Origin of the sequence: Winogradskyella sp., assembly GCF_965228925.1 — a bacterium.
GTDB lineage: Bacteria > Bacteroidota > Bacteroidia > Flavobacteriales > Flavobacteriaceae > Winogradskyella.
Genome location: NZ_OZ245845.1, coordinates 565,655 through 590,417, shown reverse-complemented (window position 1 = coordinate 590,417; position 24,763 = coordinate 565,655). Strand labels below are relative to the sequence as shown.

22 protein-coding genes are annotated in these 24,763 nt (G+C 37.3%); 6 read left to right on the top strand and 16 right to left on the bottom strand.

What is annotated here, in order from left to right:
* Nucleotides 1-2: 2 nt before the first annotated feature.
* The 11 genes from ACO052_RS02270 to ACO052_RS02220 all read right to left on the bottom strand — a co-directional run bounded on the left by ACO052_RS02270 (nucleotide 3) and on the right by ACO052_RS02220 (nucleotide 12,880).
* Nucleotides 3-983, bottom strand: coding sequence for a DUF6090 family protein (locus tag ACO052_RS02270; RefSeq protein WP_422106399.1), 981 nt, complete (start codon nucleotides 981-983; stop codon nucleotides 3-5).
* Nucleotides 984-1,128: 145 nt separating this feature from the next.
* Nucleotides 1,129-2,544: an MBOAT family O-acyltransferase gene (locus ACO052_RS02265; protein WP_422106398.1), complete on the bottom strand. Its 1,416-nt coding sequence runs from the start codon at nucleotides 2,542-2,544 to the stop codon at nucleotides 1,129-1,131.
* 2 nt (nucleotides 2,545-2,546) lie between these two features.
* The gene (locus tag ACO052_RS02260) at nucleotides 2,547-3,593 is read right to left on the bottom strand and encodes a hypothetical protein (RefSeq protein WP_422106397.1); all 1,047 of its coding nucleotides are present in this window, start codon (nucleotides 3,591-3,593) and stop codon (nucleotides 2,547-2,549) included.
* Nucleotides 3,594-3,599: 6 nt separating this feature from the next.
* Complete coding sequence (locus tag ACO052_RS02255) at nucleotides 3,600-4,634, bottom strand: hypothetical protein (protein WP_422106396.1); 1,035 nt, start codon at nucleotides 4,632-4,634, stop codon at nucleotides 3,600-3,602.
* 228 nt (nucleotides 4,635-4,862) lie between these two features.
* A complete protein-coding gene (locus tag ACO052_RS02250; protein ID WP_422106395.1) occupies nucleotides 4,863-8,009 on the bottom strand; it encodes a VPS10 domain-containing protein in 3,147 nt (1,048 codons plus the stop codon).
* A 53-nt stretch (nucleotides 8,010-8,062) separates the two neighbouring features.
* A complete protein-coding gene (locus ACO052_RS02245; protein ID WP_422106394.1) occupies nucleotides 8,063-8,803 on the bottom strand; it encodes a DUF6090 family protein in 741 nt (246 codons plus the stop codon).
* A 14-nt stretch (nucleotides 8,804-8,817) separates the two neighbouring features.
* The gene (locus ACO052_RS02240) at nucleotides 8,818-9,564 is read right to left on the bottom strand and encodes a DUF6090 family protein (RefSeq protein ID WP_422106393.1); all 747 of its coding nucleotides are present in this window, start codon (nucleotides 9,562-9,564) and stop codon (nucleotides 8,818-8,820) included.
* A 1-nt stretch (nucleotide 9,565) separates the two neighbouring features.
* The gene (locus tag ACO052_RS02235; RefSeq protein WP_422106392.1) at nucleotides 9,566-10,309 is read right to left on the bottom strand and encodes a DUF6090 family protein; all 744 of its coding nucleotides are present in this window, start codon (nucleotides 10,307-10,309) and stop codon (nucleotides 9,566-9,568) included.
* On the bottom strand, nucleotides 10,306-11,118 hold the full coding sequence (locus ACO052_RS02230; RefSeq protein ID WP_422106391.1) for a cyclase family protein: 813 nt from the start codon (nucleotides 11,116-11,118) through the stop codon (nucleotides 10,306-10,308). The genes ACO052_RS02235 and ACO052_RS02230 overlap by 4 nt, the downstream gene beginning before the upstream one ends.
* 260 nt (nucleotides 11,119-11,378) lie before the next feature.
* Nucleotides 11,379-11,765, bottom strand: a complete 387-nt coding sequence (locus ACO052_RS02225; protein ID WP_422106390.1) for an endonuclease domain-containing protein — start codon at nucleotides 11,763-11,765, stop codon at nucleotides 11,379-11,381.
* A 35-nt stretch (nucleotides 11,766-11,800) separates the two neighbouring features.
* Nucleotides 11,801-12,880 carry an isoaspartyl peptidase/L-asparaginase family protein gene (locus tag ACO052_RS02220; RefSeq protein ID WP_422106389.1) on the bottom strand — a complete coding sequence of 360 codons (1,080 nt, stop codon included), beginning with the start codon at nucleotides 12,878-12,880 and terminating at the stop codon, nucleotides 11,801-11,803.
* A gap of 122 nt (nucleotides 12,881-13,002) precedes the next feature.
* Here ACO052_RS02220 and ACO052_RS02215 point away from each other — a divergent pair, with 122 nt between their 5' ends.
* From ACO052_RS02215 to ACO052_RS02205, 3 genes are all read left to right on the top strand, one after another.
* The gene (locus tag ACO052_RS02215) at nucleotides 13,003-14,556 is read left to right on the top strand and encodes an aldehyde dehydrogenase family protein (RefSeq protein WP_422106388.1); all 1,554 of its coding nucleotides are present in this window, start codon (nucleotides 13,003-13,005) and stop codon (nucleotides 14,554-14,556) included.
* Between the two features lie 637 nt (nucleotides 14,557-15,193).
* Nucleotides 15,194-16,567 (top strand): DUF1800 domain-containing protein, encoded by a 1,374-nt coding sequence (locus tag ACO052_RS02210; protein ID WP_422106387.1) that lies wholly within the window; start codon nucleotides 15,194-15,196, stop codon nucleotides 16,565-16,567.
* Between the two features lie 2 nt (nucleotides 16,568-16,569).
* A complete protein-coding gene (locus ACO052_RS02205) occupies nucleotides 16,570-17,757 on the top strand; it encodes a DUF1501 domain-containing protein (RefSeq protein ID WP_422106386.1) in 1,188 nt (395 codons plus the stop codon).
* Nucleotides 17,758-17,964: 207 nt separating this feature from the next.
* On the opposite strand, the gene ACO052_RS02200 is transcribed toward ACO052_RS02205, so the two are convergent.
* From ACO052_RS02200 to ACO052_RS02180, 5 genes are read right to left on the bottom strand one after another with little or no spacing between them, the layout of a single operon-like run.
* Nucleotides 17,965-19,098, bottom strand: coding sequence for an ATP-binding protein (locus ACO052_RS02200; protein ID WP_422106385.1), 1,134 nt, complete (start codon nucleotides 19,096-19,098; stop codon nucleotides 17,965-17,967).
* A gap of 32 nt (nucleotides 19,099-19,130) precedes the next feature.
* Nucleotides 19,131-19,760, bottom strand: a complete 630-nt coding sequence (locus ACO052_RS02195) for a hypothetical protein (protein WP_422106384.1) — start codon at nucleotides 19,758-19,760, stop codon at nucleotides 19,131-19,133.
* Complete coding sequence (locus tag ACO052_RS02190) at nucleotides 19,760-20,509, bottom strand: SDR family NAD(P)-dependent oxidoreductase (protein ID WP_422106383.1); 750 nt, start codon at nucleotides 20,507-20,509, stop codon at nucleotides 19,760-19,762. Before ACO052_RS02190 ends, ACO052_RS02195 begins: the two co-directional genes overlap by 1 nt.
* 11 nt (nucleotides 20,510-20,520) lie before the next feature.
* Entirely contained in the window at nucleotides 20,521-21,033 is a 513-nt protein-coding gene (locus ACO052_RS02185; protein ID WP_422106382.1) for a hypothetical protein, read from the bottom strand.
* A gap of 55 nt (nucleotides 21,034-21,088) precedes the next feature.
* Nucleotides 21,089-21,952, bottom strand: a complete 864-nt coding sequence (locus ACO052_RS02180; protein ID WP_422106381.1) for an aldo/keto reductase — start codon at nucleotides 21,950-21,952, stop codon at nucleotides 21,089-21,091.
* 113 nt (nucleotides 21,953-22,065) lie between these two features.
* Here ACO052_RS02180 and ACO052_RS02175 point away from each other — a divergent pair, with 113 nt between their 5' ends.
* The 3 genes from ACO052_RS02175 (at nucleotide 22,066) to ACO052_RS02165 (ending at nucleotide 24,756) form a co-directional block, all read left to right on the top strand.
* The gene (locus tag ACO052_RS02175) at nucleotides 22,066-22,626 is read left to right on the top strand and encodes a DUF4382 domain-containing protein (RefSeq protein WP_422106380.1); all 561 of its coding nucleotides are present in this window, start codon (nucleotides 22,066-22,068) and stop codon (nucleotides 22,624-22,626) included.
* Between the two features lie 156 nt (nucleotides 22,627-22,782).
* A complete protein-coding gene (locus tag ACO052_RS02170; RefSeq protein WP_422106379.1) occupies nucleotides 22,783-23,784 on the top strand; it encodes an AAA family ATPase in 1,002 nt (333 codons plus the stop codon).
* Between the two features lie 105 nt (nucleotides 23,785-23,889).
* Nucleotides 23,890-24,756, top strand: a complete 867-nt coding sequence (locus ACO052_RS02165; protein WP_422106378.1) for a DUF58 domain-containing protein — start codon at nucleotides 23,890-23,892, stop codon at nucleotides 24,754-24,756.
* The last annotated feature ends 7 nt before the right edge of the window (nucleotides 24,757-24,763 follow it).

Sequence of the window (24,763 nt, the reverse complement as noted above, 5' to 3'; positions counted from 1 at the left end):
ATTCACCTTTTTAAAAATGTGAGTTTACCAGATCGTCTTTGAATCTGTAATTCTATTTGACCATCTTCGGTTTTGACAAATGACACAAAGCCTTTTTGAGAAATAAAGGTAAGGTTGTGATTCCAATACATTTTAGACTTAAAATCGATATCCGAACTTAAGAAAAGAGTTCCTTCCTCTTCAATAACATTAAATTTAGTCGCCGTAAAATCTTGAGCATTGTCTTTGTTCTCTTTGAGTGTATATGAACCGATGAGTCCTTTTCTTATGGTAGCATTGCTTAAATTGATTGTTGCAATTTCAGGCAATTCTGAATTACCGATGGTTAATGAATCAATGATTTTAATGGCCTTAATTGATCTCAATTTTAAATTAAAACCTTCATAAGCGGTCGCATCTAAGTTCTGCAAATAGATACTGATTCGATTATGACCTAATGAATCATTCAAAAAATACAAATCGGCCTCTTTAGATGGGATATTGCGACTCCAATCTGAAAACCAAGGCTTGGTCTCTGACAAAGTTTTATAATGTTCATCTATGGCATCGTCCATCAAACGGTTATAAATATCCAGATTACTTTTGGTATTTATATAGATTTCGTTTAATGAAGACATTAAACTTTTAAAATTTGAAGGTATTTTATCAAGATTGGACTGTAGTTGGTTATAACCACTCATATTCATATCTAATACTCTGCTCGTAAAGGGAAGGTAGGACCCGCCAATTTTCGAAAAGGTTTCTTTGTCAATTTCTTTATTAAAAATTAACTGGGCGATGGAATCTTTAAGCTTAAGATAGAAAAGGTTGTCATTTACTATGTATAAATCGCCAGTTAAATCTTCTTTTATTTTTAATAAAATAGACTGTAATTTTTCATTGTCTTTTCGTTTTTCATTCCAGTTATTAATCTGTAAAGCAATCAGAATGCCAATAACAACAAGGAGTATTTCACCAATGGCATATTTAAAATACCTACCCATTTTGTTTTCTTGGATTAATGAATGACGAATATGCCGAAAGAATTTAAGCATTTACTGTGATATACAAGCAGATTAGGTCGATAGTGTAGTTGAGGTTGGTTAATGATTTGTACCTAAAGATATTAAATTGTTACAAGCCTATAATTTAAAACTGGAAATAAATAAACTGTTCACCACTGCCTTGTGCAATTATAATTAAGAAGGCTAGAATAGCCCAAAAAATTCCAAAAACATAAGGGTTGATTTTTTCGTGTACAGCTTTCATACTCGTATTGCGCATTACCCAATGACAACCAAATAAAAGGGCTATGACAACGGCAACTTTTATAATGTCGAACGTATGGAGTACTTTGACGCTTTCGTCGTTCATAAAGAACATGGAAGCTATCATATTTTTGGCGGTACTAAATTCTCGAGCTCTAAAAAACACCCAAGTAATATTAACGCAGGTGTAAGTGAGTAAAGCCAATAAAATACCTTGTAATCCCGTGTGCTTTAGCTTTACCTTTCCTCTAAACTGGCGCTCAATAACCAAGTATAATCCATGTAAGGCACCCCAAACTACAAACGTCCAGGCAGCTCCATGCCACAAACCGCCCAGAAGCATGGTTAGCATTAGAGCAATATACATTTTTATGATACCGTTTCTATTACCTCCTAAAGGGATGTATAAATAATCGCGTAACCAAGTCGATAATGAAATATGCCAGCGTCTCCAGAGGTCAGAAAAACCAATGGCAGCATAGGGATATCTAAAGTTATCTGGCAATACGATACCTAGCATCAAGGCAATACCAATAGCACAGGTAGAATAGCCCGCAAAATCGAAAAATATTTGTCCGGAAAATGCTAAGGTTCCTATCCATGCATCTGTTGTATGAAGAATAGCTTCACTGCCAAAAACGGTGTCGGATGCATCTGCAAGTAAGGTGTCGGCCATAACTACTTTTTGAAATAGGCCCATCGTTAATAAAAAAGTACCCCAAAGGAACTGATTCGTGGTAGCTTTTTTCTCTTCATAAAATTGTGTAAGTAGTTCTTTAGCTCTTACGATTGGACCAGCAACTAATTGCGGGAAGAAGGTAACGTACAAAGCAAAATCCAAGAATGTACGCGCGCGTTCTGTTTTACCGCGATACATATCAATGGTGTATGACATGGTTTGGAAGGTGTAGAACGAAATACCCATCGGTAGGATAATATCCATGGGTCTTGCCGCGAAATCAACACCTATGGCGTTCATAAGATTTACAAAGTTTTCTAAAAGAAAATCACCGTATTTAAAGAAGGCTAAGAACCCCAAATTGACAATTAAACTCAACATTAACCAAAGTTTGCGTTTCTTTTGGTCTGTAAGTTCTGCTAATTTTTTACCAGCGGTCCAATCCACAACAGTAGAAATCCATAAGAGTATAACCAAAGGTGGATTCCACATGGCATAAAACAAATAGCTCGATAATAGAAGCATTCGTTTTTTGTTGGTCCAGTTTAAAAACTTACTGTAGTACAGTAGTAAAACAATGACCAAAAAGACAACAAAACTGAGTGAATTAAAGAGCATATTTAGTTCGTTTTTTTCTGAATTAATTGATCTTTTATAAGTTGATTAACAAGATCTTCTGTGTAGGTTATAGCATCTTCCACATACATGTGCGACCAATCTGGCAACCTATATTTTGACATAAATGGATAATCTTGAAAATGATAGGATGGACAATCCACCGTTTCTATAAATTTGTCATACACCATTGCTCTAGGCATCATACGCTGAGCGTGGTCATACCATGGCGGCTCGGCCTTATGTCGTATAAATATGATTTGCCCACCTTTAGCTTTAAAATCATCGACCACTTGTTTAAAGCGACTGAACTGTAAGGGGAAGATGTCTTTTACATTGTTGTACGAAGGCAATGAAGGCAGGAAAGAGTTCCAAACATTGGTGATGCGTTTTGCATATAGTGAATCCTCAATCATAATGGGCAACATCATGATATTGCGATCTTCATCCCGATAGCTAAAATTATAAAGCATAAACTGATCACCCAGCCTATCATTGGGCAAATGAATGGTGTTAATTAGGGATTTTAGGTCCAAGTCATTATAAAACTCTAATTCAGAATTGGTAAGCATGACCAGATGACGTTGCAAGGGTTTGGATAATTGATGCCCTAACTTTTGCGCTGGCGTTTGCTCATGATAGTGATTGACCCAACTTTTTGCGTCCAGCCAACGTTGATTGTTTGGTGGACTGAACCACAGCAATGGTGTTACACCAGCAATAATGGTACCTTTAAAATCGGTATTGTAAACGATATCTTCTAAAAATGGGCCTGGTGGTTTACCATCTGTTGAGAGATTAATGGGTTGTATACCTTGTACTGTTTTCCAGATATGAGTGTTAATATTAAATGCCGTACGTGACGACCCTATAATTACAATATCTTCTTTAGTGGTATTTTTGACCTTTGCACGTTGTTCTGCCCATAGGTAACGGTCGTCCTCCAATACAGCCCTATAAAGTTCTGGTTTTGTTCTCCAGTAGGTTTCCCAAACGATCAAGCTGATGAGTGTTAATGAGCAACCAACTATAAATGATGTTTTTAAATTCATAACTATCTATTTTGCAGGTACAAGATGATCGTTCTGCAGTAGCTTAACCAATGCTCTAGTAAAACTATCAGCATTTTCGGCACTCAGATGGGACCATTCTGGACAACATGAAATGGAGTTTAATTGCTTGTAATCGGCATAATGATAGGCAGGAGCTTTAACGACTGAAACGAGACTGTCAAAAAAACGTTCACGTGGCAAGGATTTGGTTTCCCTTTCAAGAAATCCTCCTGAGGACGGGGATCTCACAAAAATAATTTTCCCACCACGAGCCATAAATTCTCTCGCATCTTCAACGAAAAATGCGGTCGTACCATTTTTATCTGGTGGTGGATTATTAGCTCCTAATACGAACTTCCAGGCATTAATTATTTTATTCGCCATAACCGTATCTGTGGAAGTTATTTGCGTCATGCGAACATTTCTATTATCACTCATTTGTCCGAAGTCGAAAAAGGCTGGGTAGCGTGGCCTACCTGTACGATTATTAATTTCAATGTTATGGAGTAAAGTTTTTAGGTCCACATTATTATCTAATACGGCATCGTGTGTTGCCATGAGTACAAGATGTTTTTGCAAAGGCAGGGATAATTTGTGATTGAGTCTTTGTGCAAGTGTCCTACTGTGAAAATAATCTATTCTCGATTGTGGCCACTCCATAGGTGACGCCTGTGGAAAGGTCGTTGAGAAGAATAGCCCTGGTGTAACCCCTACAATTATGGTCCCCTTAAAGTCAGTGTTTTTTACAATATCACGAAAAACAGGTAAAGGGGAGCTTCCTACATTGGCCAATTGAACGGGCCTTATGCCTGTGCGTTCTTCAAATATATCTAACTGTATGTTAAATAAGACTCTAGATGAGCCAACAATAACAAAATCGTCTGAGTCTAAATGATTGACTTTGGCACGTTCTTGTGCAAATAGATATTTATCATCATCAATGGTGGCAACATGCCCCTGAGCGCGCCAATACAATTCCCAAGATACAATGAGAGCTGCCAATAGAATAGTAGCTGTCAGCACAGATGTCTTTAGATGCAATTGTTAGTATTTTAGTTGGTTAATTATACGCTTTATATGACCAGTTTTTACTAAGTAGCTTATAAATATCAAAGTAGTGCTTTGTAAGGTACAAATTTTATAACAACAATTATTGGGAGCTTATCATAACTTCATAGTTGTGCTTTTTTGATTACAGCATATAAAATTCCTTGTTAAATAGGTTGAAGGACAGTAAACGATTGCCGATATATCTAAAGCATTTAATCTTCATTCTTTCTTATTAAGAATAAGCGCAGGTAAGTTTAATGATTTGTATAAACTATTATAGGCCTTCATTTCTTCATCGATAATCGCATCACGCTCCTTTTCATAGACTTGCCAATCTTTCATCAAATCATTTAAGCGCTCTTTAGCGCCTTGGGTCACTTTTGGGTCTGCTTGGTCTATATAACTCAGAAGTTGAATGAGCTGTGCATTGAGCTTATTATTAAAATTAATCACATCCTGGAAGGTTTTCTGCTTTGCTTGTATGAGATTTTCCTCCCAACTATTAATACGCTTCATTAATGCTTCACCTTTTTCTACAAGTGCTTTAGCATCTTCGTTATCCTTTAAAAGTTTTGCATAGTTCTTGAGTTGTGTTTTAGCCGATCGCATTTGGTTGACGGACTGATGCATATCTCTTATCGTATGCTCTATAGTCACCAACATATCTTGCTGTTCTATAAAATCTTGTGGGCTGGAATTAATAGCAGGATTTGGAAGAATGACCGCTGTGGTCTCTGAAGTTTCCCCATCCAATGTTAATCTTAAGGTGTAATTTCCTGGAGCAACACTGGATCCTGAAAGGCCACCAAAAACAAAAATCTTGTTTATTGCTGGCAAAGCTTCTCTATTAAAGTCCCAGGTAAATCTGTTATACCCTTTTTTAGAAGGTAAAACCTGAGGTTTGGAAGGACCGCCAGGCCAAGATTTAAAATCTTTGGGCTTTTTATTAGTATAGGTTCTAATAACTTTTGTGCCATCTAAGATGCTGAGTTCTAAATCTAGTGTATCTGCATCTTTACCTAAGTAGTAATCAAAAGTAACTCCAGATTTTGGGTTTTCACCTTGTCCAACAGCTTTAGAAGTGCCTCCAAAAATGCGATAGCTTGGCTTGGGTTTAAATATCTGTACAGACTTAGGGTTTGTTGTCATATTTTGAAACGCTCCTAAATCATCCAAAATCCAAAAACCACGACCCGATGTTGCAGCGACCAAATCATTATCTTGAATAATTAAGTCATTAATAGCAACTACAGGTAACCCTAAGTTGAGACTTTGCCAATGGGAGCCATCATCATTAGAAACATATAAACCAGTTTCGGTACCTGCGTATAAGAGCCCTTTTCTGTTTTTATCGGCCCTGACGACCCTTGTAAATCCATTGGGATCATCCAACCCATTGACAATTTTAGTCCAAGATTCACCATAATCCGATGTTTTAAAAATATAGGAGTTCAGATCCAAAGATTTATATCGCATAACAACGACATAGGCCGTTGCTGGATCGTGTTCGGAGATATCGATACTGTTTACAATACCATCTTTAATCCCTTTTGGGGTAATATTCTGCCAACTTGCACCTCCATTTTTTGTAATGTGTAATAAACCATCATCAGTACCAGCGTAGAGCACACCTTCTTGATGCTGGGACTCTACTAAAACTGTGGTGGTATTATAGTTTTCACCTCCAGCGGCTTCATTGGTATAAGGTCCTCCACCTGGGCCATGTTTTTCTTTTTCGTTCTTAGTCAAATCAGGACTAATCACGGACCAACTTATGCCTTCATCCGTAGTTTTAAAAACCACATTACCCGCATGATAAATCGTAGATCTGTTATGAGGAGAAGAAATGATAGGGGCGTTCCAATTGTACCGATATTTCGAATCTTTTGGAGCAATGCTCAACCCTAACTCGGGGTATTGTTTAATAGATTTTTGTTCTCGAGACGACTTGGTCCATCTACTAATATTTCCTTGATAGGTGCCTCCATAAACGGTTTCAGGATTGTCTGGGTCAAAGGCAATAAAAGCACTCTCGCCACCTGCAACGGAGTACCAGTCCTTCCAATCGATACCTCCATCATTGGTGCGACTTGCGATGGCTATTGCCGAGTTATCTTGCTGGCCGCCATATACATTGTAGGGCACTAAATTATCCGTAATGACACGATAAAATTGCGAGGTGGATTGATTTTGTTGTGTGCTCCAGCTCTTTCCTCCATTGAAGGAAATATTGGCACCGCCGTCATTAGAGTTGATTAAATTAGTGTTGTCATGTGGATTGATCCATAAGTGATGATTATCACCATGAGGGACAGGAATATTAAAAAAGCTCTTTCCACCGTCAATTGATTTCATTACTGGTGCATTTAACACATATACGACATTGTCATTTTGCGGATCGGCGAAGATCTCCATATAATACCAGGATCGCGCAATATTAACACGATTTCCGTTAACTTGCCTCCAAGTTTTACCAGCGTCATCGGAGCGGTACACACCTCCTTTTTTGCCTTCAGCCTCAATGACTGCAAATACGCGTTCGGGATTTGCCCTAGATACAGAAATACCTGATTTACCGAAGGCTTCTGGAAGACCATCTTCAAGTTTATTCCAAGTCTCACCGCCATCAACAGATTTGTACAAGCCAGAATGTTCTCCACCAGATTCTATGATCCAAGGATAACGACGATGCTGCCACATGGCAGCATATAAAATGCGTGGATTGGTCATGTCCATAGACAATGACGATGCTCCTGAAATTGAGTTTACAAACAGCACTTTTTTCCAAGTTTTACCGCCGTCAACAGTTTTATAAATCCCTCTTTCATCAGTTGGCGCATATTGTGCGCCTTGCGCACTTATGTAGATAATATCGGGATTTGTGGGATGTATAATGACATCAGAAATATGACGTGTCTTTTCCAATCCTAAATGGATCCATGTTTTTCCAGCATCCATAGATTTATAAACGCCATCCCCCATAGAGGTCATCACCCCTCGAGCGGCATGCTCTCCCATACCAACAACCACAATATTGGTATCACTTTCGGATACTGCTATAGCGCCTACCGATCCTGTTTTAAAGAATCCGTCAGATATGTTTTTCCACGTTAAACCATCGTCGGTAGTCTTAAAAACACCACCTCCTGTAGAGCCCATATAATAGGTGTGGGGTTGCCCTATGACTCCAGTCGAAGCTACACTTCGTCCCCCTCTATAAGGCCCAATGTTACGCCATTTTAGGCCATGGAACATAGAATCCACAAGTTTGATTTCAGGTTCGCTAGATGTCTTTTTTCGTTTTTGGGCATGGGTTGTTATTGGAAGCAATAACAAACAAAAGGCGATAAGTCTTAGTGTTTTCATAGGGTTGGTTTTGGTGGTTTTTCTCCTATAAATCTAAATAATTTAAACTTATATTACTCGATTTGTTGATTTATAAGTTCTATGAGTTCTTCTATGTCTTTGTGTGTTTCCATAAGAATCTCGGTATGCGACTGTGTGGTCATGAGCATGCTAAACAAATAGGCATATACTTTGGAGTCTTTATGAATTTCAACTTCCGAGATATCCCTTAGACTGGAATTATAGTTAACGAGACTTTTTATAGATTGTTTATTAAAGGCTGCAATAGCGACATAATCACCCAATTGTCTTGCCCGTTGTTTTACGTTTTCTTGTGTCGTGGTATTAAACTCCTTTTTATAATATTGTGATAAAAGAGATCTTAAATTGCCATTGGTAATTAAATCCACGTTTTCTGCTGCCACCATATTATCAAAGGCAATTCTATTGGGTTCAAAAACATCATATACGGTTAAGGTATACATATATCTTATAATCTTAGGCATATATATTTCAGGGTCCGAGTAGCGATCCAAGGTATAAAACATAGAATCGGCTAATAGCGATTTTGTTTTATTAAATTCAACAACTCTATCAATGGCCTTAATGTCATCTGATAAATTCGATTTTATGTCTTTTAAATAACTTAATTCTTTTGTTGCCCGTGTTCTTTTAGCTTGCCAATTATTGACCTGAAAGGCTAAAAGAATACCTATCATTACAAGTGCAATTTCTCCAATGGCATAGAGCAAATATTTTCTAAAGCGGTTCTCTGCAAGTAGTTGCTGCCTTATTTTTCTAAAGAATTTAATCATCTATTGGTCGCTATTTAATACGTATTGCGTTGCTGAGTTATAATGTCTTTTAAGGTAGTTATTTTCGTGCGCATTTCAGTTAAGCGTTGATTATGCTCTTTGGTTTTGTTGAGCATAACAAATAGCTTGGCCAAAATATCAGGGTCCTTATGAATGGTAAGTCGTTCTAGTGGAATCACGTCAAAATCACGCTTTGTAAAAAACTTAGCCATTTCTTGATTGATCATTTTTGGGGTAGTTATATCTAGAAAACTCTGTGTATTGATCTTAAGCTGTTCTTGTACGCCATCCAGAGATTTATCAGAATAATAGTTAGAGATTTGTTTTCGTAATTCAGAAGATCTAATGATTTCAATTTGTCCAGTAGATATAATACCGTCAAACGTTACTCGAGAGGGGTAAAAGAATTCGCTATTTGTGAGAACAGGCAAAAGCGAAGAAAACTGTTTGCCTAAGGACTTGTTATTTTTCATCAAAGACATAAAATGGAAGGCAGAATCGATGGCTTTAAATTTGTTTTTATTGTAAACCAAACACATATCTATTAAGCCCATATCTTCCTCAAGATTTATAATGATTTCGCCAAGAAATTGGTGCTCTTTGGTCGCGTTAATTCTATCTTGGTTCCAGTCGTTGATTTGCAAGGCAATTAAAATACCTATGACAACCAGAATAATTTCACCAATAGCATAAAGTAGGTATTTGCTAAAACGATTTTCAGCGAGTAAGCGTTGACGTATTTTACGAAAGAACTTAATCATTTTATTCAGTGATTTCAGTAAGCCTAATAATATCGTTAATCATTGATACGATACCTTCAGATTCTACAGTTTCTAATAAATATTCCAGACCGTAAGTGCGCTCTTCCCTAAAATTGAACTCTCTCGGACCAAACCAAGTCCTCATATTGTCTGGAGAAAACGGATGTTCAAAATCGTAGCTTCGTCTTTGAAAAGGGAAATACTCTTTAAAAAGAATATCCATAGCAAATTGCTCCTCCTCTAAATAATCACCTAGGACATCATTCCAAGAAATCAGTAATCGCCTTAAACTGTCATTTTGAATTAAGTCAAAAGACGAAGAATTAATGAGAGCCCTTACCGTACCATTTTTTGGATTAAATGATTTATTGGTGAAACAGGTGCCTTGGTAGTACATTATTGTATCACGTAAAGGATTATTTTCAAAATGAGTAATATTTCTTGGGCTCTTTTTAAGAATCGAAATCTGCTTTTGGAGGTGGTGGCAACAATCCATAGCATTTTTATTATGCGCCATAATAGAGTCGAGTTGTACCTTATTGGATTTAAAATCTAGGTTAATTTCCCTGAGAAAGGCTTGTTCCTTTTTTTGTTCTAAGGCATGCTCTCGCATTGTATTGATTTGAAGCGCTATTAAAATACCTATTACAACTAGAATAATCTCGCCAATAGCATAGAGTAAGTACTTCGAAAATTTGTTTTCGGAGAGTAAGCGTTGACGTATTTTTCTAAAGAACTTAATCATACACCTTCCTTAACTTTAGCTATAATGCGTAAGGGGGCACCACTGCCATCCTTAATTTTCATGGGCAAGGCAATGACTTCAAAACCTTTAGGTGGCAGTTGGTCAAGATTGGTAATATTCTCGAACGCCGGAATATTTTCAGAAAGTAAAATCACATGGCTTTTAAAGTATTCCGATTGGCCATAATCAATACTCGGTGTATCGATACCAATCGAATTGATGCTTCTATTTTCGACCAGCCAGGTGGCAGCTTCTGGCGATAACCCTGGAAAATGCAATAGCTTTATCGCTTCTGGGCCACGTTGGTCGGTGCCTAGGTATTTAAGTTTGTCTGGGTAATGTTTGGCATGTCCTGTGTCCAAAAGTACAATAGCACCCTCAGGGATTTGACCATGTTCCTTTTCCCAAGTCGTAAAATCTTCCACACTCACTAAGTAATCGGGGTTGTTGTTAGCATTTGCTCTAACGTCAATTTTAATAGCAGAGCCTACAAGTTTTTCCAAAGGAATTTCTTCAACGGATTGCTTACCTTTGGAGAAGTGAATTGGCGCATCGATATGCGTGCCACCATGTTCCGCAGTTTCAAAATTGTTGGCAGCATAGAAGAAGCCTTTATCCGTATCGCCTTTGGCAACAACATCCAGTTTGAATTCTTTGGCAGTCACCCAATACACCGTTTCTTCAGAGAAAGTATGAGTTAAATCAACAATTTTAGTTTTGGTCGTTGTGCTTTCTTCTTTGTGTTCTGATTTCTTACAAGATAACATGAGGCATAGCAATGCAGATAAGCATAAAACATAGAATTTCATAGTCTGAAAGGTTTTTGAATACATAAAATGATATAAAAGGTATAACTCCTTGACGGGATAAACAAGCAGATGACGTTGATGGTGTAGTTGAGGTTGGTTAACTATGTGTATTTAAAGCTGTTAAAATGTTACAAAAGCACATTTGTCATTTCGAACGAATGTGAGAAATCCCATTATTAGATTCCTCGTCGCTATGCTCTGTCGGAATGACACTCTTACTGTTCGTAAATCCCTATGGTCAATTCCCTTCCTGGGAAGGGTTAGGGATGGGTTTCTAAATTTTCAATTTCATTTTCAATTTCTCTAATTACCCAGCTCAGATTATTTTTTACATCCCAATCTGAAAATCTAACAACTTTTACCCCTAATGATTCCAATTTATATTGGCGTAAAGCATCCTTTTCTTCATGTCCTTCTTCAAAATGTATAGAGCCATCAACTTCAATAGCCAGCTGTAAATCTTTACAATAAAAGTCGACGATGTAATTATCAATAGGGATTTGTCTACTGAACCTTATACCAAGCTTTTTGTTGTTTATTTCTCGCCATAAAGCTATTTCTCCAAGAGTCATACTTTTCCGGAGTTCTTTTGCTAGAGGAACAAGTTTAGGATTATATGGTATTATTTTTCTCATTACTGTACCCATCCCTTAGTCCCTTCCCAGGAAGGGAATCAGATGTTTTACTGTTCATAAATCCCTATGGTCAATTCCCCTTTATCATTCATTGTGGCTCTGTACATACCTGCTGTATTAAAATCGGCCACCATATTGCCATCTTTGTCTACTGCAACAATACCGCCATCACCGCCTAAGTCAGCCACTTTATCTAAAACAATTTTTGCCGCTTCTTTAAGGCTTAAGCCTTTGTAATCAATAAGTGCCGAAATATCGTGTGCTACTTGAGCTCTAATAAAGTATTCTCCCCACCCTGTACTAGAAACGGCACATGTAGCATTGTTAGCATAAGTACCAGAGCCTATAATTGGGGCATCGCCCACTCTGCCATAACGTTTATTGGTCATGCCTCCAGTAGATGTTCCTGCGGCTAAATTGCCGTTTTTGTCGAGGGCGGCACAACCCACAGTGCCGAATTTCGCATTCTTAATATCGGTATCGTAAAAGTCTAAGTAGGCTGATTCTGTATCTACTTTTCCTTCTTGTTTAGCCTCACGTTCCTTAACGCGTTTAAGGGATTCTAAGCGTCGGTCCGTATGAAAATAGGAAGGATCAACAATAGTTAAACCTTGCTCTTCAGCAAAGATTTCAGCGCCTTTCCCTGAGAGCATGACATGTTTCGATTGTTCCATTACAGCTCTGGCCAAATTAATTGGATTTCTAACCGTTGTCGTACCAGCAGAAGCTCCAGCATTGAGCGTTTTACCATCCATAATTGAAGCATCCAGTTCATTGGTTTCGGCATTAGTGAATACGGCACCTTTTCCAGCGTTAAACAAGGGGGAATCTTCCATAACATTGATGGTTTTTTCTACAGCCTCCAGACTACTTCCGCCGTTTTTTAAAATCTCATAACCTACTCTAATCGCTTCTTCTAATTTAGCTTTATATGCGGCTTCCTTTTCAGGAGTCATGTTCTTTTTTAGAATGGTCCCAGCGCCGCCGTGAATAATGATTGCAAATTCGGGTTTTTCTATGGTGTGTTCAGTAGTACTTTCAGCCTCTGCCATTGCTTTTGAAGTAGGCTCATTTTTACAGGCTAGGCATAAACATAAAACAAGAACAAACGGAATAATTTTCTTCATGATGGATCGTGATTTTATAAGTGCTTTAAAGTTACATTTTTAGAGCGCAAGCTTCAAGTAAAACTGAGTTTTTATTAGTAATTTTATGCCATTATTTAATAATTCATAAAAAACAAACATATATGCAAGCAGTTGCTACGGATTTCGGAATAAAAGAGGCCTTAGAACAATTAGGTATTAAAGACATAAATGAGGGCACATCTACAGGATCTCACAACTTTTCAAATGGAGAGATTATAGCGTCCTATTCACCAGTAGATGGACAATTAATTGCTAAAGTAAAGTCATCAACAAAAGCCGATTATGAGAAGGCCATGTCTGCGGCTACAGAAGCTTTTAAGACTTGGAGAGTTATGCCTGCTCCGCAACGCGGTGAAATCGTGCGTCAGTTTGGCGAAAAATTGAGAGAGAAGAAAGAAGCCCTAGGTAAGCTAGTATCTTATGAAATGGGAAAATCGTACCAAGAAGGTTTAGGCGAAGTACAGGAAATGATTGATATCTGTGATTTTGCTGTGGGCTTATCGCGTCAACTCCACGGGTTAACCATGCACTCAGAGCGTCCGGGTCATCGTATGTACGAACAATATCACCCATTAGGAGTGGTTGGGATTATTTCCGCTTTCAATTTTCCAGTGGCCGTTTGGTCATGGAATACAGCCTTAGCTTGGATTTGTGGGGATACTTGTATTTGGAAACCCTCGGAAAAAACACCTATTTGTGGTGTAGCTTGTCAGAATATCATCGCAGAGGTACTCGCTGAAAACAATTTACCTGAAGGCATTTCTTGCCTAATTAACGGCGATTATCGCGTTGGTGAAATGATGACCAAGGATACACGTGTGCCTTTGGTCTCGGCTACAGGATCTACCAGAATGGGAAAAATTGTGGCTAAGGAAGTAGCAGGGCGCTTAGGAAAATCTTTATTGGAATTAGGTGGTAACAATGCGATTATTGTCACACCAGATGCCGATATAAAAATGACAGTTATTGGGGCTGTATTTGGAGCCGTTGGCACTTGTGGTCAACGTTGTACTAGTACACGTCGTTTAATCATTCACGATTCGATTTATGAGCAAGTGAAAAATGCCATTGTTGATGCCTATAAACAATTGCGAATCGGTAATCCGTTAGATGAACATAATCATGTTGGACCATTAATTGATACGGATGCTGTAAAAATGTACGAAGCCGCTTTAGATAAAGTAGTCGAAGAAGGAGGGCACATTGTGGTAGAAGGCGGTGTGCTATCTGGTGAGGGTTATGAAAGCGGATGTTATGTAAAGCCAGCAATTGCTGAAGCCAATAATACTATGGAAATAGTACAGCACGAAACTTTTGCTCCGGTACTTTATTTACTAAAGTATTCAGGTGATGTTACCAATGCCATTGAGATTCAAAATAATGTGGCTCAAGGTTTGTCTTCTGCAATTATGACCAATAATTTGCGCGAAGCCGAACGCTTCTTATCACATGCGGGTTCTGATTGTGGTATTGCCAATGTGAATATCGGGACTTCTGGCGCTGAGATCGGTGGTGCTTTTGGAGGCGAGAAAGAGACGGGTGGTGGACGTGAGTCCGGTTCTGATGCATGGAAAATCTATATGCGTCGTCAGACCAATACCATTAACTATACGACTGAGTTACCTTTAGCACAAGGCATTAAGTTCGACCTATAGTTAGTTACTATGAAAAGAAGAGATGTCTTAATATTATTGCTAATAAACATTGTATTAACTAACATCTTTGCATATTTAGATTATGATGGAGAAGGTGTTAACTATATAGTTGAAATGTGGTACCTTCTTTTAATTAGCTTGGTGGTATTCATGATTTTGCCAATACTACTTCTATGGCTTTTTAAAAAATCTAAATACAGGTTATTAATTGCCTGTATGGGTTTTTTACCTGTGGTATATTTGATTTTTTATCTGCTATAAAAAAGGTTAAAATATATACTAAGGAAAACCGTTTCTCATCTAGAAACGGTTTTTTTATGTCTAGAAAACAGCTCCTTGGGTTAGTTTTGATAAGTTTTTTGATCACAAATGTGATTGCCTTTTTAGATGAAGGTATTCGTACTTTTGATTATCTAACGAGGGCGGGGGATTGGGTGGCACTTTTGATATATACCCTACTTTTTCTTGCTATTCCTTTCATTATATTTTTTAGGGTAAAAGACAACAAGAATAGGTTTGTCATAGCGTTGATCGGTTTTCTACCTACCTTATTTTTAATCTTACCAAATCTATAACTAACTTTAGGAATGGTTTTTGGTAGTATTAAACTATTAAGGGCATAACGAGTCTAAATCCTATGACAACGAAAGAACTTCAACATTTATATTGGCGAGCTGGCTTTGGTATACAGCCTACGATGCTCAACAAAATACCTTTGGATAGAAAGCAGGTTGTCGATGCGCTTTTCGAAGATTCTAAATCCTATACACCCTTAGAGATTGACTTGTCTTATTTGAATGGGATCGATCCTAAAGACCTGAAGAAGTTCCCGTCGCTAGCCAAAGAACTGAGAGAAAAAAGTAATATTAGAATCCTGGATTTGGGTAATGCTTGGATGGCACGAATGATTCATGCTAAGGAACTATTAAGAGAACGTATGACATTATTTTGGGCTAATCATTTTGTTTGCAGAGATAGAAATCCCAAGTACATGCTTCAATACAATAACACGCTTAGATATCTTGCGCTTGGTCATTTCGGGGATTTTGTCAAAGCTATCTCTAAAGAAGCAAGCATGCTTAAGTACCTCAATGGCAAACAAAACAGAAAGCAAAAGCCCAATGAGAATTTTGCCCGTGAATTAATGGAGCTGTTTACTTTAGGGGAAGGCCATTATTCTGAAAAAGATATTAAGGAGAGCGCCAGGGCTTTTACGGGTTACAACCATAATTTTGAAGGTGAATTTGTTTTTAGGGGACTTCAGCATGACCATGACAATAAAACCTTTTTTGATAATATTGGGAGATTTGATGGCGATGATATCATCGATATTATTTTAGAAAATAAACAGTGTGCACGTTACATCTCGGATAAGGTATACCGTTATTTTGTAAACCCTGTACCTAACAATAGTCATATTGAAGCCATGACGGATGTGTTCTACAATGACTATGATATCGAGAACCTCATGCGATTTGTCTTTATGTCGGATTGGTTTTACCATGAAAAAAATAGAGGCGCAAAGATTAAATCTCCGGTAGAGTTTCTAGTAGGTATGGCCAAGACCGTTCCAGTAACATTTGAAAGAAAAAGGGATATCATCGTTATCCAAAGACTGTTGGGACAAATACTGTTAGATCCCCCTAATGTAGCAGGTTGGAAAGGAGATAAGGCTTGGATAGACGCCAATACCATTATGGTACGCTTAAAGCTTCCTTCACTTCTATTGAATAACGCTATGATTTCCCTTAAAGCTTATGGGGATTTTAATGATCGATTCGCAGCACAATATTTTAAAAGGAGCAAAGGGAAATTACCCTTTAAAACCTTACCAGATTGGGATTCGTTTTTAGATGATTTTAAAACTATTAAGACGGAAGAACTTACAAATATCCTTATTCAAGGAACAGTAAATGAAGGTACGGCTGACTATTTAAAGACATTCAGCAAGGCCTCTAAACGCGATTTTTGTGTTCAGTTGATGTCCTTGCCCGAATATCAAATGTGTTAATCATGGACAGAAGAAAATTTATAAAAGATTCGGCATTGGCAAGTAGTTTGCTATTTGTACCACGTTTTGTTAAGGCATTTGAGGCCGCACCATCGACAAAGCTTGGTTATAAACGTTTGGTCATTGTTCAATTGTCTGGTGGTAATGACGGATTGAATACCATCGTACCATACAACAACGATATCTATTATAATGCAAGACCTCGCTTAGCCATTACAAAGGATATTATAAAGCTCAATGATGATCTTGGATTTCACCCCAGTCTAGCACCATTGAGAACTTTATTTGACAAAGGGGAGTTATCCATTATCAACAATGTGGGGTATCCAAATCCGGTACGGTCGCATTTTAGGTCGATGGATATTTGGCAAACGGCAAGTGATTCGGACACCTATCTGCAGAGCGGTTGGTTAGGACGCTACTTAGATGCTTATGGTAATAAACCCTATAATGCTATAGAGATGGATGAGCAATTAAGTTTGGCCATGAAAGGGGAACGGTTTAACGGCATTGCCACCAATAATTATAAGATGCTATACAGAACTGCTAAAGATCCGTTTTTTGGTAATGTTCTTAAGCATTACAATGATCAACATTTAAGCGAGCATAATTTAGGTTATCTCTATCAAACCATGATTGAAGCAAAGTCCTCGGCAAAGTATATTTATGAAACCACTAAAGTAAAGTTGTCCCAGGAAGATTATCCTCAAAACCAATTTGCAAAACAGCTTAAAAATGTGGCCCAATTTATAAACTCTGGATTAGACACTAAAGTGTTTTATACCTCTTTGGGTGGATTTGACACACACGCCAATCAACCCAATGTTCAAAAACGATTATTATCCCAATATGCTGAGAGTATTTCGGCATTTGTAAGAGACCTAAAGCGAAATGAGACCTTTGATAATACATTGATTTTAACATTCTCAGAATTTGGGCGTCGCGTCAAACAAAATGCAGCAAATGGGACAGATCATGGTGCCGCAAATAATGTTTTTGTTATCGGTAAGAATTTAAGAAAGGCTGGCTTCTACAATAAACTTGCTAGTCTTAGTGATTTGGACAATAATGGGGATTTAAAATATGAGATTGACTTTAGGGCTGTTTATAAAACGATATTGAGGAACTGGATGAATGTCTCTACAGAAGGGATTATCAATTCCAAACAAAAGCTATTAGGTTTTGTCTAAAAAAACCTTGTCTCAAATGCTGCTAATAGCAAAATGAAACAAGGTTATATAATTGATTAATAGCATTCCAAAGATGCGCATAAAATCGGTGCGATATTTTATTTTTTTGATGAATGGTCGAAAAAAATGTATCATCTGCACATCCTGCATTCCGATTTCGACAAGATGCAAAAAACAAGGATAAAACCTAAGTTAAATTCGACCAAATTAACTGTACTTCACTTTTCGCAATATTCTAATGGTTTCTTTATAGGACTCATATAGCTCTAAACTGTACTTTTTTAAATAAGGTTTTACATAGTCAAGTTTAGGTAAGGCGTCCTCAAAACCATTGAGGTAGCAGATTAAATAACTCGCAGCTAAATTTTTGAGATCTGGTATTTCATGATTAGCAATAGTGATACCTTTTTCGAGTTTTTCTAATAGGGCGTTATTTGTATTGTAAATATGGTGCAATACCTTTTTATCGTATTGTGGTGGTTCGAAAATTAAATTGGCCTCAATGGAATAATTGGCATTATTGTCAAAGTGAATTGTTTTTTCTTCGAGTTTGTAATACTTGAAGGACTTATGAAGCCCAAGTCGCACATATTCTACAATCTTAAAAGAATCATCATCATAAAAAATAGCGACTTCATCCAGAGCCGAATAGAATAATCGGACTTGTTCATTAATCAATTCAATGTCAACGCGAGAATAGAATACTTCGTCCTTCACCTGCTTTTTTTGGCCAGACCAGCACAACACAAAATACTCCTTAAATACCTTGTAAAGCGGATTAAAATCTTTGCGTTTATTCATAAAATCGAACACACCATCGAGGGTTAATTCGATATTATTTTGAGCATGATTTTCGATGGACGCCACAATTTTAGAATTCACATCCTTAATTTCGATGTCGAAGACTTTTGGCATACTCATGCTCCCATCTCTAAAAAAAACGGAACCACCGTAGTACTTCCAGATGTTTTTTCTTAATGATGTAATGCTATCGATTGGTCTAATGGTGACTAAGCCCACAACTTTATCATCGGGAAGATGGGGAAAAGGAATATTCTCATATTGAACAATGGGGGGATTGGTTAAATAGGCATTGATCAGGTTTTGTATTTTACTGTCATCAAAAAAATCGGTGCCAATAATGTTGTTGTCTTCATCTTCCACACCAATGACGATATATGAATTGTTTTTAGGATTACTATTAGAAAGGGCACAGATATGCTTTAGGAATTTGGCTTTTCCTTCCTTATGACTGATATCGACCTTTCGTTTTTTGTCGTAAAAACTATTCTCATCGTTGTGAGCCAGTAAGTGCTTTATAAGCAGGCGTTTGTTGATCATATTAATTTCCCTCGAAAGAGGGAATCTTATTTTTAAAGTAATTCAATTTCTTTTTTTAAATTTTTCCGAGCTTGTTTTTCAAATCTTGTGATGTAGGTTTCCGTAAAATACAAAGTGTCGCGTTTTAAAAAATGTTGAAGCACTTTTTTTCTTCCGGACTTATACATGAAATCAGGATAAATCCAATATTCTTTTCTAATGTTCTGGGTATAGTTCTTATAGGTTTCCCAATCCGTTCCAAGAATCGCTAAATCAAAGTCTAAAAGATAGGCATTATCCTCATTTTTGCTTAAAATAACATTATGATTTTTTGTTGAACTAATCAATTTTAGAACATTTATAGTTCTTTTTTCTCCAATACTGAGCGATTTAAGACGTTTTTTGGCTAAAATCCCACTTTTCTCTTCATTGTTCTTTTTAGTTGGTTTATAGATAATATCGTGGTACCAAATGGCAAAAAGCAGAATATCAAAATCAAAAATGGAGTCTTTAAAATTTTCGGCTTGACTCAACATATTTTGAATATGAGAGAGGTTGTGATAGTATCTATTTTTACCCGAATAGTGTTTTACAATCTCGTCCCAATAAGAAATTACAAGGGCTTTGTCTTCTGTATATTTTGAAGATAAATCCACCCATTTAGATTTTAGTTCAGTAGTCATTAAGACTTTTTCACAATCGTAGAATTTGCCTGAGCCGTACAAAACATAAGTACATCTGCAATGTTCACGTGTGCTGGTCGCGATACCGCAAAGTAAATAACTTCGGCCACATCCTCAGCCTGCAGGGCTTTATAGCCTTTATAAACGGAGTTGGCTTGCTCACCGCCTTTAAAGCGAACCTCAGAGAATTCCGTTTCTACCAACCCAGGATTAATAGCGGTGACTTTAATACCAAAAGGGTTGAGGTCGACACGCATGCCTTCGGTAATGGCCAGCACCGCGTGCTTACTACCGCAATACACATTACCTTTTGGATAGACTTCTTTACCTGCGGAGGATCCAATATTTATAATATGACCAGATTGACGCTCGGTCATCTTTGGGATGATGGCTTTACTCACATAGAGCAGGCCTTTAACGTTAATATCCATCATGGCATCCCAGTCGTCTAAGCTGCCATTATGTATAGGGTCTAAGCCATGGGCATTGCCAGCATTGTTGATTAAAATATCGATATGCTGAAATTCTTTGGGCAAGGATGCGATAGCTTCTAAAACCTGTTCTCTATGACGGACATCAAAATTTAAAGTGTGTACATCGGTTTGTTTGGATAGGGCTTTTTCAATGCTATCGAGCCGATGTTGGCGACGTCCGCAGAGTACAAGGTTAATGCCGTGTTTGGCGAATTCTTCTGCTGTGGCTTTGCCAATACCACTGGTTGCGCCAGTAATTAAGGCTGTTTTTTTCATAATTCCGTTACTTATATGGTCAAAAATTTATTTTTAACTAAATAATCTAAACCCCAACTTATACTTATACTGTCTATTTCCTTCTCTGTCAAGTCTTTTTTATAGGTCAGTTTAGAGTCGAAATAAAAAAACTTACCACTCCTTAAAGACGTTGAATCACCAATAACATTACTAATGATATTAAATTGCATAACCCTTCCATTTTCGTCTCGTCTTCTAAATGCATCAAATTCGTTATTTAGAATGAGCTTTTCTGATTCAGATGGTCTAATATTTTTCCAAACATGTAGTGTCTCTCCTGCCTTTGGTTTTTCATTTCGAGTTTCCCATCTATAACCATTTTTGGAATTCATATACTCATCTATTATTGGAATATTTATTGCGGTTCTAATTTGATTAGCCTTCATCCCAAAATCCATATTTTTTATTTCGTGTTGATTTTCAAAATAGTTATAGACCCAATAAATTCCGACAATTAGGATAACAATTTTGGGAAAGTGTTTTTTGAGATTTAATCTTGTCATAATTATCTAGAACAATCTGAATTACTGTAAACTGTGATGCAATGTGTTAATTGTCCTAGGGAACCTTATGGCCTTGGCTAGCCACCAATATTAAAAACCAGTCTTCAAGTTCAAGATCTATTTTTGAAGCGTCCATAGCTTGTTGCAACCGTTTTTTATTTGTGGTTCCAACTACCGGATGTATACCAGCCGGATGTTTCATTGTCCAAGCCAGCAGTAGTTGGTCTTCAGTAGCATTGTATTTGTCCATCAATTCGCCAAGTTGTTTATGGATACGTCTCGTTTGCTCATTATCCTCCCTGAATACAGTGCCTAATGGAGACCAAGCCATGGGTTTTATACCGCAGGTGGTCATATAATCTAAAGTGCCGTCGTTCATGGCCGAATGTTCTGTCAATGAAAACTCAATTTGGTTGACATCAATATCCATGCGTAAGCCAATCATTTCCATTTGGGATGGCGTAAAATTAGACACTCCAAAATCTCTGATTTTACCATCTTTTTTCAAAATAGTAATGGCTTCAGCAATGTCTTCAGCAACCATCAAAGGACTAGGTCGGTGTAATAATAAGAGATCTAAATATTCGGTTTCGAGATGTTTTAAGGATTGCTCAACAGACCAGATGATATAATCTTTATTGTAATTGTAATGTTTTACCTTATTGTCTCTGTTTTCGCATACATATTGAATACCGCACTTTGATATAAGTTGAATAGCGTCCCTTTGAATTCCAGAATCGAGGAATGCTTTTCCGAAGTCCGCTTCGGTCGTATAAGCGCCGTAGATATCGGCATGGTCAAAGGTGGTAATATTGAGAGAGAGACAGTGATGCATTAAATCGGCCATCTCTTTTTTTGAGAGTTGTTTGCCCCAACTTCCCCAGGTCATAGTACCTGCAATTAATCGAGAATATTTCACTTTTTTTTCAGGTTATATGGATTTTTTTGCAATTGATGTATAAAAATACTTAAAACCTAAGGATTAAAGTATCCTTGTTTCATAATTATTCCATATCCCAAGTCATGACCTATATGCAATCATTAAAATATCTACTTTTTATACTGATAGTTTCAATTGGTTTTACCAGTTGTTCAAAAGACGATATCGACGTAGATACTGATGTCACTAGCATTACCGTAAAATTAAAAAGCACAGCAAATACGGCCGATAAGGTCTATATAGACATTGAGGATGTTCAGCTGAAAGTTAAAGACGATGACCATAGTCCTAATGCCTGGGTAAGTCTAGACGTTTTGAATCAAGGTGTTCACAATGCATGCGATTTAAGCGAAGATAATCCATTACTTTTAGTAGATGATATAGAGACCCAAGCAAATTACGTTTATGAAATACGATTAGTACTTGGCGATAATAATTTTATAGATATTAATAACACCTTACATAGCTTGGATGTAACGTATTTAGGGGATGCTCAGCCATCCAATTTAATTAGAACACAATTAAATCCCAGGAGGCGGTATGATGTTGTCATTGATATAGATATTGATGCATCGATTAGCTATGATGAGGATGAAAATATGATGATACTTAACCCTAAATTATATACAGCAATTAGACAAATCGAATATTAATTATCTTAATCCATAATTAATCAAGATCTAAAGAGCCATAAGCCATTATGGCTCTTTATTTTTTAACCAATTGTTAACAGCAACTACCGAATTATTTTAACATTTTGCAACTTCGAAAAATGACTAAAAATTAGTGCGTTCATAAACCCTTAAAACATGGAAGAAACGAGTACAATTGATATAAAATCAATTAATGAAAAGATAGAAAAAGAAAGTGCCTTTGTAGACCTGCTGACCTTGGAAATGAACAAGGTAATCGTTGGGCAAAAACACATGGTAGAACGTTTATTGATAGGCCTATTGGGTCAAGGACATATCTTGTTAGAGGGTGTTCCTGGTTTGGCAAAAACATTGGCTATTAATACGCTATCCAAAGCTATTGATGCGAGTTTTAGTCGAATTCAGTTTACACCCGACTTATTACCTGCCGATGTTATAGGAACCTTGATATACAATATTAAAGAGAATGATTTCTCTATAAAAAAGGGGCCAATATTTGCCAACTTTGTTTTAGCTGATGAGATTAATAGAGCTCCGGCCAAAGTGCAATCCGCTTTATTAGAGGCCATGCAAGAAAAGCAAGTCACTATTGGAGATGAAACCTTTATATTAGACAGGCCGTTTTTGGTTATGGCCACTCAAAACCCAGTAGAACAAGAAGGAACTTATCCCTTACCAGAAGCTCAGGTAGACCGTTTTATGCTGAAAGCAGTTATTGATTACCCAAAATTAGAGGAAGAGCAGCTAATTGTAAGGGCCAACCTTAAAGGTGCTTTCGGCAAGGTAAATCCGGTGGTTTCCATTAAACAAATCTTAAGTGCTCAAGAAGCGGTACGGGAAGTTTATATGGACGAAAAAATCGAGAAATACATTTTAGATATCATTTTTGCAACACGTTATCCTGAAAAGTACAGGCTCGGTGATTTAAAAGCGCTGATTTCTTTTGGGGCATCGCCGCGTGGTAGCATCAACTTGGCTACTGCTGCAAAATGCTATGCGTTTATAAAGCGAAGAGGCTACGTTATTCCCGAAGATGTACGTGCCGTCGTTCATGATGTTTTAAGACACAGAATAGGCATTACTTACGAAGCCGAAGCCGAAAATGTGACCTCAGAAGATATCATCAACAAAATCATCAACGAAATCGAAGTACCTTAATCAGTACTCAGTGTTCAGTTTTTTAGTTTGCAGTTAAAATAATTGCAACTGTATATTGATTTCTTCATTCTGAACACTGGTTATTGCATATTGAACACTGGAAAGATGGACACCAAAGAACTTCTAAAAAAAGTACGGAAAATAGAGATTAAGACACGTCGCTTGTCTGATCATATATTTGGAGGAGAATACCATTCTACCTTTAAGGGGCGTGGTATGACGTTTTCCGAAGTTCGTCAATATCAATTTGGTGACGATGTAAGAAATATCGATTGGAATGTCACAGCGCGTTATAATGAACCTTTTGTAAAAGTATTTGAAGAGGAACGCGAGCTCACCATGATGCTCATGGCCGATGTTTCCGGCAGTAAGTTTTTCGGTACAAGAAATCAGTTTAAAGATGAAATTGTTACTGAGATTGCGGCTACACTAGCCTTTTCTGCTACCCAGAATAATGATAAAATAGGCTTGATTTTGTTTTCTGATGAGATTGAACTTTATATTCCACCCAAAAAAGGACGCTCTCATGTTTTGAGGATCATACGAGAACTTTTAGAGTTCAAGCCAAAAAGTAAAAAGACCAATGTGGCGGAAGCCCTTAAATTTTTATCCAATGTGATGAAAAAGAAGGCCATTGTTTTTGTATTGTCCGATTTTATTGCAGACGATTATAAGCAAACTTTAAAAATCGCGGCAGGAAGACATGATATTACAGGCATTAGAATTTACGATAAGCACGAGGAAACCATTCCGAATATAGGCATGGTACAGATGGAAGATGAAGAAACCGGAGAGTTGATGCTTGTCAATACGGGCTCCAAAAAAGTGAGGTTGAATTACGGGAAGTTTTATAATGATAAAGTCAACTATTTTAAAGACGCTTTCACCAAATCAGGAGCAGGGACTATTGACTGCCGTGTCGATGAGAGTTATGTCAAGAAGTTGTTGGGTTATTTTAAGCGAAGAGGATAAATTAAGT

Bases quoted from the DNA above. Each gene is read 5' to 3' on its own strand.
- ACO052_RS02265 (WP_422106398.1), bottom strand. From the start codon at position 2,544: ATGCTCTTTAATTCACTCAGTTTTGTTGTCTTTTTGGTCATTGTTTTA.
- ACO052_RS02215 (WP_422106388.1), top strand. From the start codon at position 13,003: ATGCAAGCAGTTGCTACGGATTTCGGAATAAAAGAGGCCTTAGAACAA.
- ACO052_RS02250 (WP_422106395.1), bottom strand. From the start codon at position 8,009: ATGAAAACACTAAGACTTATCGCCTTTTGTTTGTTATTGCTTCCAATA.
- ACO052_RS02200 (WP_422106385.1), bottom strand. From the start codon at position 19,098: ATGATCAACAAACGCCTGCTTATAAAGCACTTACTGGCTCACAACGAT.
- ACO052_RS02240 (WP_422106393.1), bottom strand. From the start codon at position 9,564: ATGATTAAGTTCTTTCGTAAAATACGTCAACGCTTACTCGCTGAAAAT.
- ACO052_RS02210 (WP_422106387.1), top strand. From the start codon at position 15,194: ATGACAACGAAAGAACTTCAACATTTATATTGGCGAGCTGGCTTTGGT.
- ACO052_RS02170 (WP_422106379.1), top strand. From the start codon at position 22,783: ATGGAAGAAACGAGTACAATTGATATAAAATCAATTAATGAAAAGATA.
- ACO052_RS02195 (WP_422106384.1), bottom strand. From the start codon at position 19,760: ATGACTACTGAACTAAAATCTAAATGGGTGGATTTATCTTCAAAATAT.
- ACO052_RS02260 (WP_422106397.1), bottom strand. From the start codon at position 3,593: ATGAATTTAAAAACATCATTTATAGTTGGTTGCTCATTAACACTCATC.
- ACO052_RS02220 (WP_422106389.1), bottom strand. From the start codon at position 12,880: ATGAAGAAAATTATTCCGTTTGTTCTTGTTTTATGTTTATGCCTAGCC.
- ACO052_RS02245 (WP_422106394.1), bottom strand. From the start codon at position 8,803: ATGATTAAATTCTTTAGAAAAATAAGGCAGCAACTACTTGCAGAGAAC.
- ACO052_RS02230 (WP_422106391.1), bottom strand. From the start codon at position 11,118: ATGAAATTCTATGTTTTATGCTTATCTGCATTGCTATGCCTCATGTTA.
- ACO052_RS02185 (WP_422106382.1), bottom strand. From the start codon at position 21,033: ATGACAAGATTAAATCTCAAAAAACACTTTCCCAAAATTGTTATCCTA.
- ACO052_RS02175 (WP_422106380.1), top strand. From the start codon at position 22,066: ATGCAATCATTAAAATATCTACTTTTTATACTGATAGTTTCAATTGGT.
- ACO052_RS02225 (WP_422106390.1), bottom strand. From the start codon at position 11,765: ATGGGTACAGTAATGAGAAAAATAATACCATATAATCCTAAACTTGTT.
- ACO052_RS02205 (WP_422106386.1), top strand. From the start codon at position 16,570: ATGGACAGAAGAAAATTTATAAAAGATTCGGCATTGGCAAGTAGTTTG.
- ACO052_RS02165 (WP_422106378.1), top strand. From the start codon at position 23,890: ATGGACACCAAAGAACTTCTAAAAAAAGTACGGAAAATAGAGATTAAG.
- ACO052_RS02270 (WP_422106399.1), bottom strand. From the start codon at position 983: ATGGGTAGGTATTTTAAATATGCCATTGGTGAAATACTCCTTGTTGTT.
- ACO052_RS02190 (WP_422106383.1), bottom strand. From the start codon at position 20,509: ATGAAAAAAACAGCCTTAATTACTGGCGCAACCAGTGGTATTGGCAAA.
- ACO052_RS02235 (WP_422106392.1), bottom strand. From the start codon at position 10,309: ATGATTAAGTTCTTTAGAAAAATACGTCAACGCTTACTCTCCGAAAAC.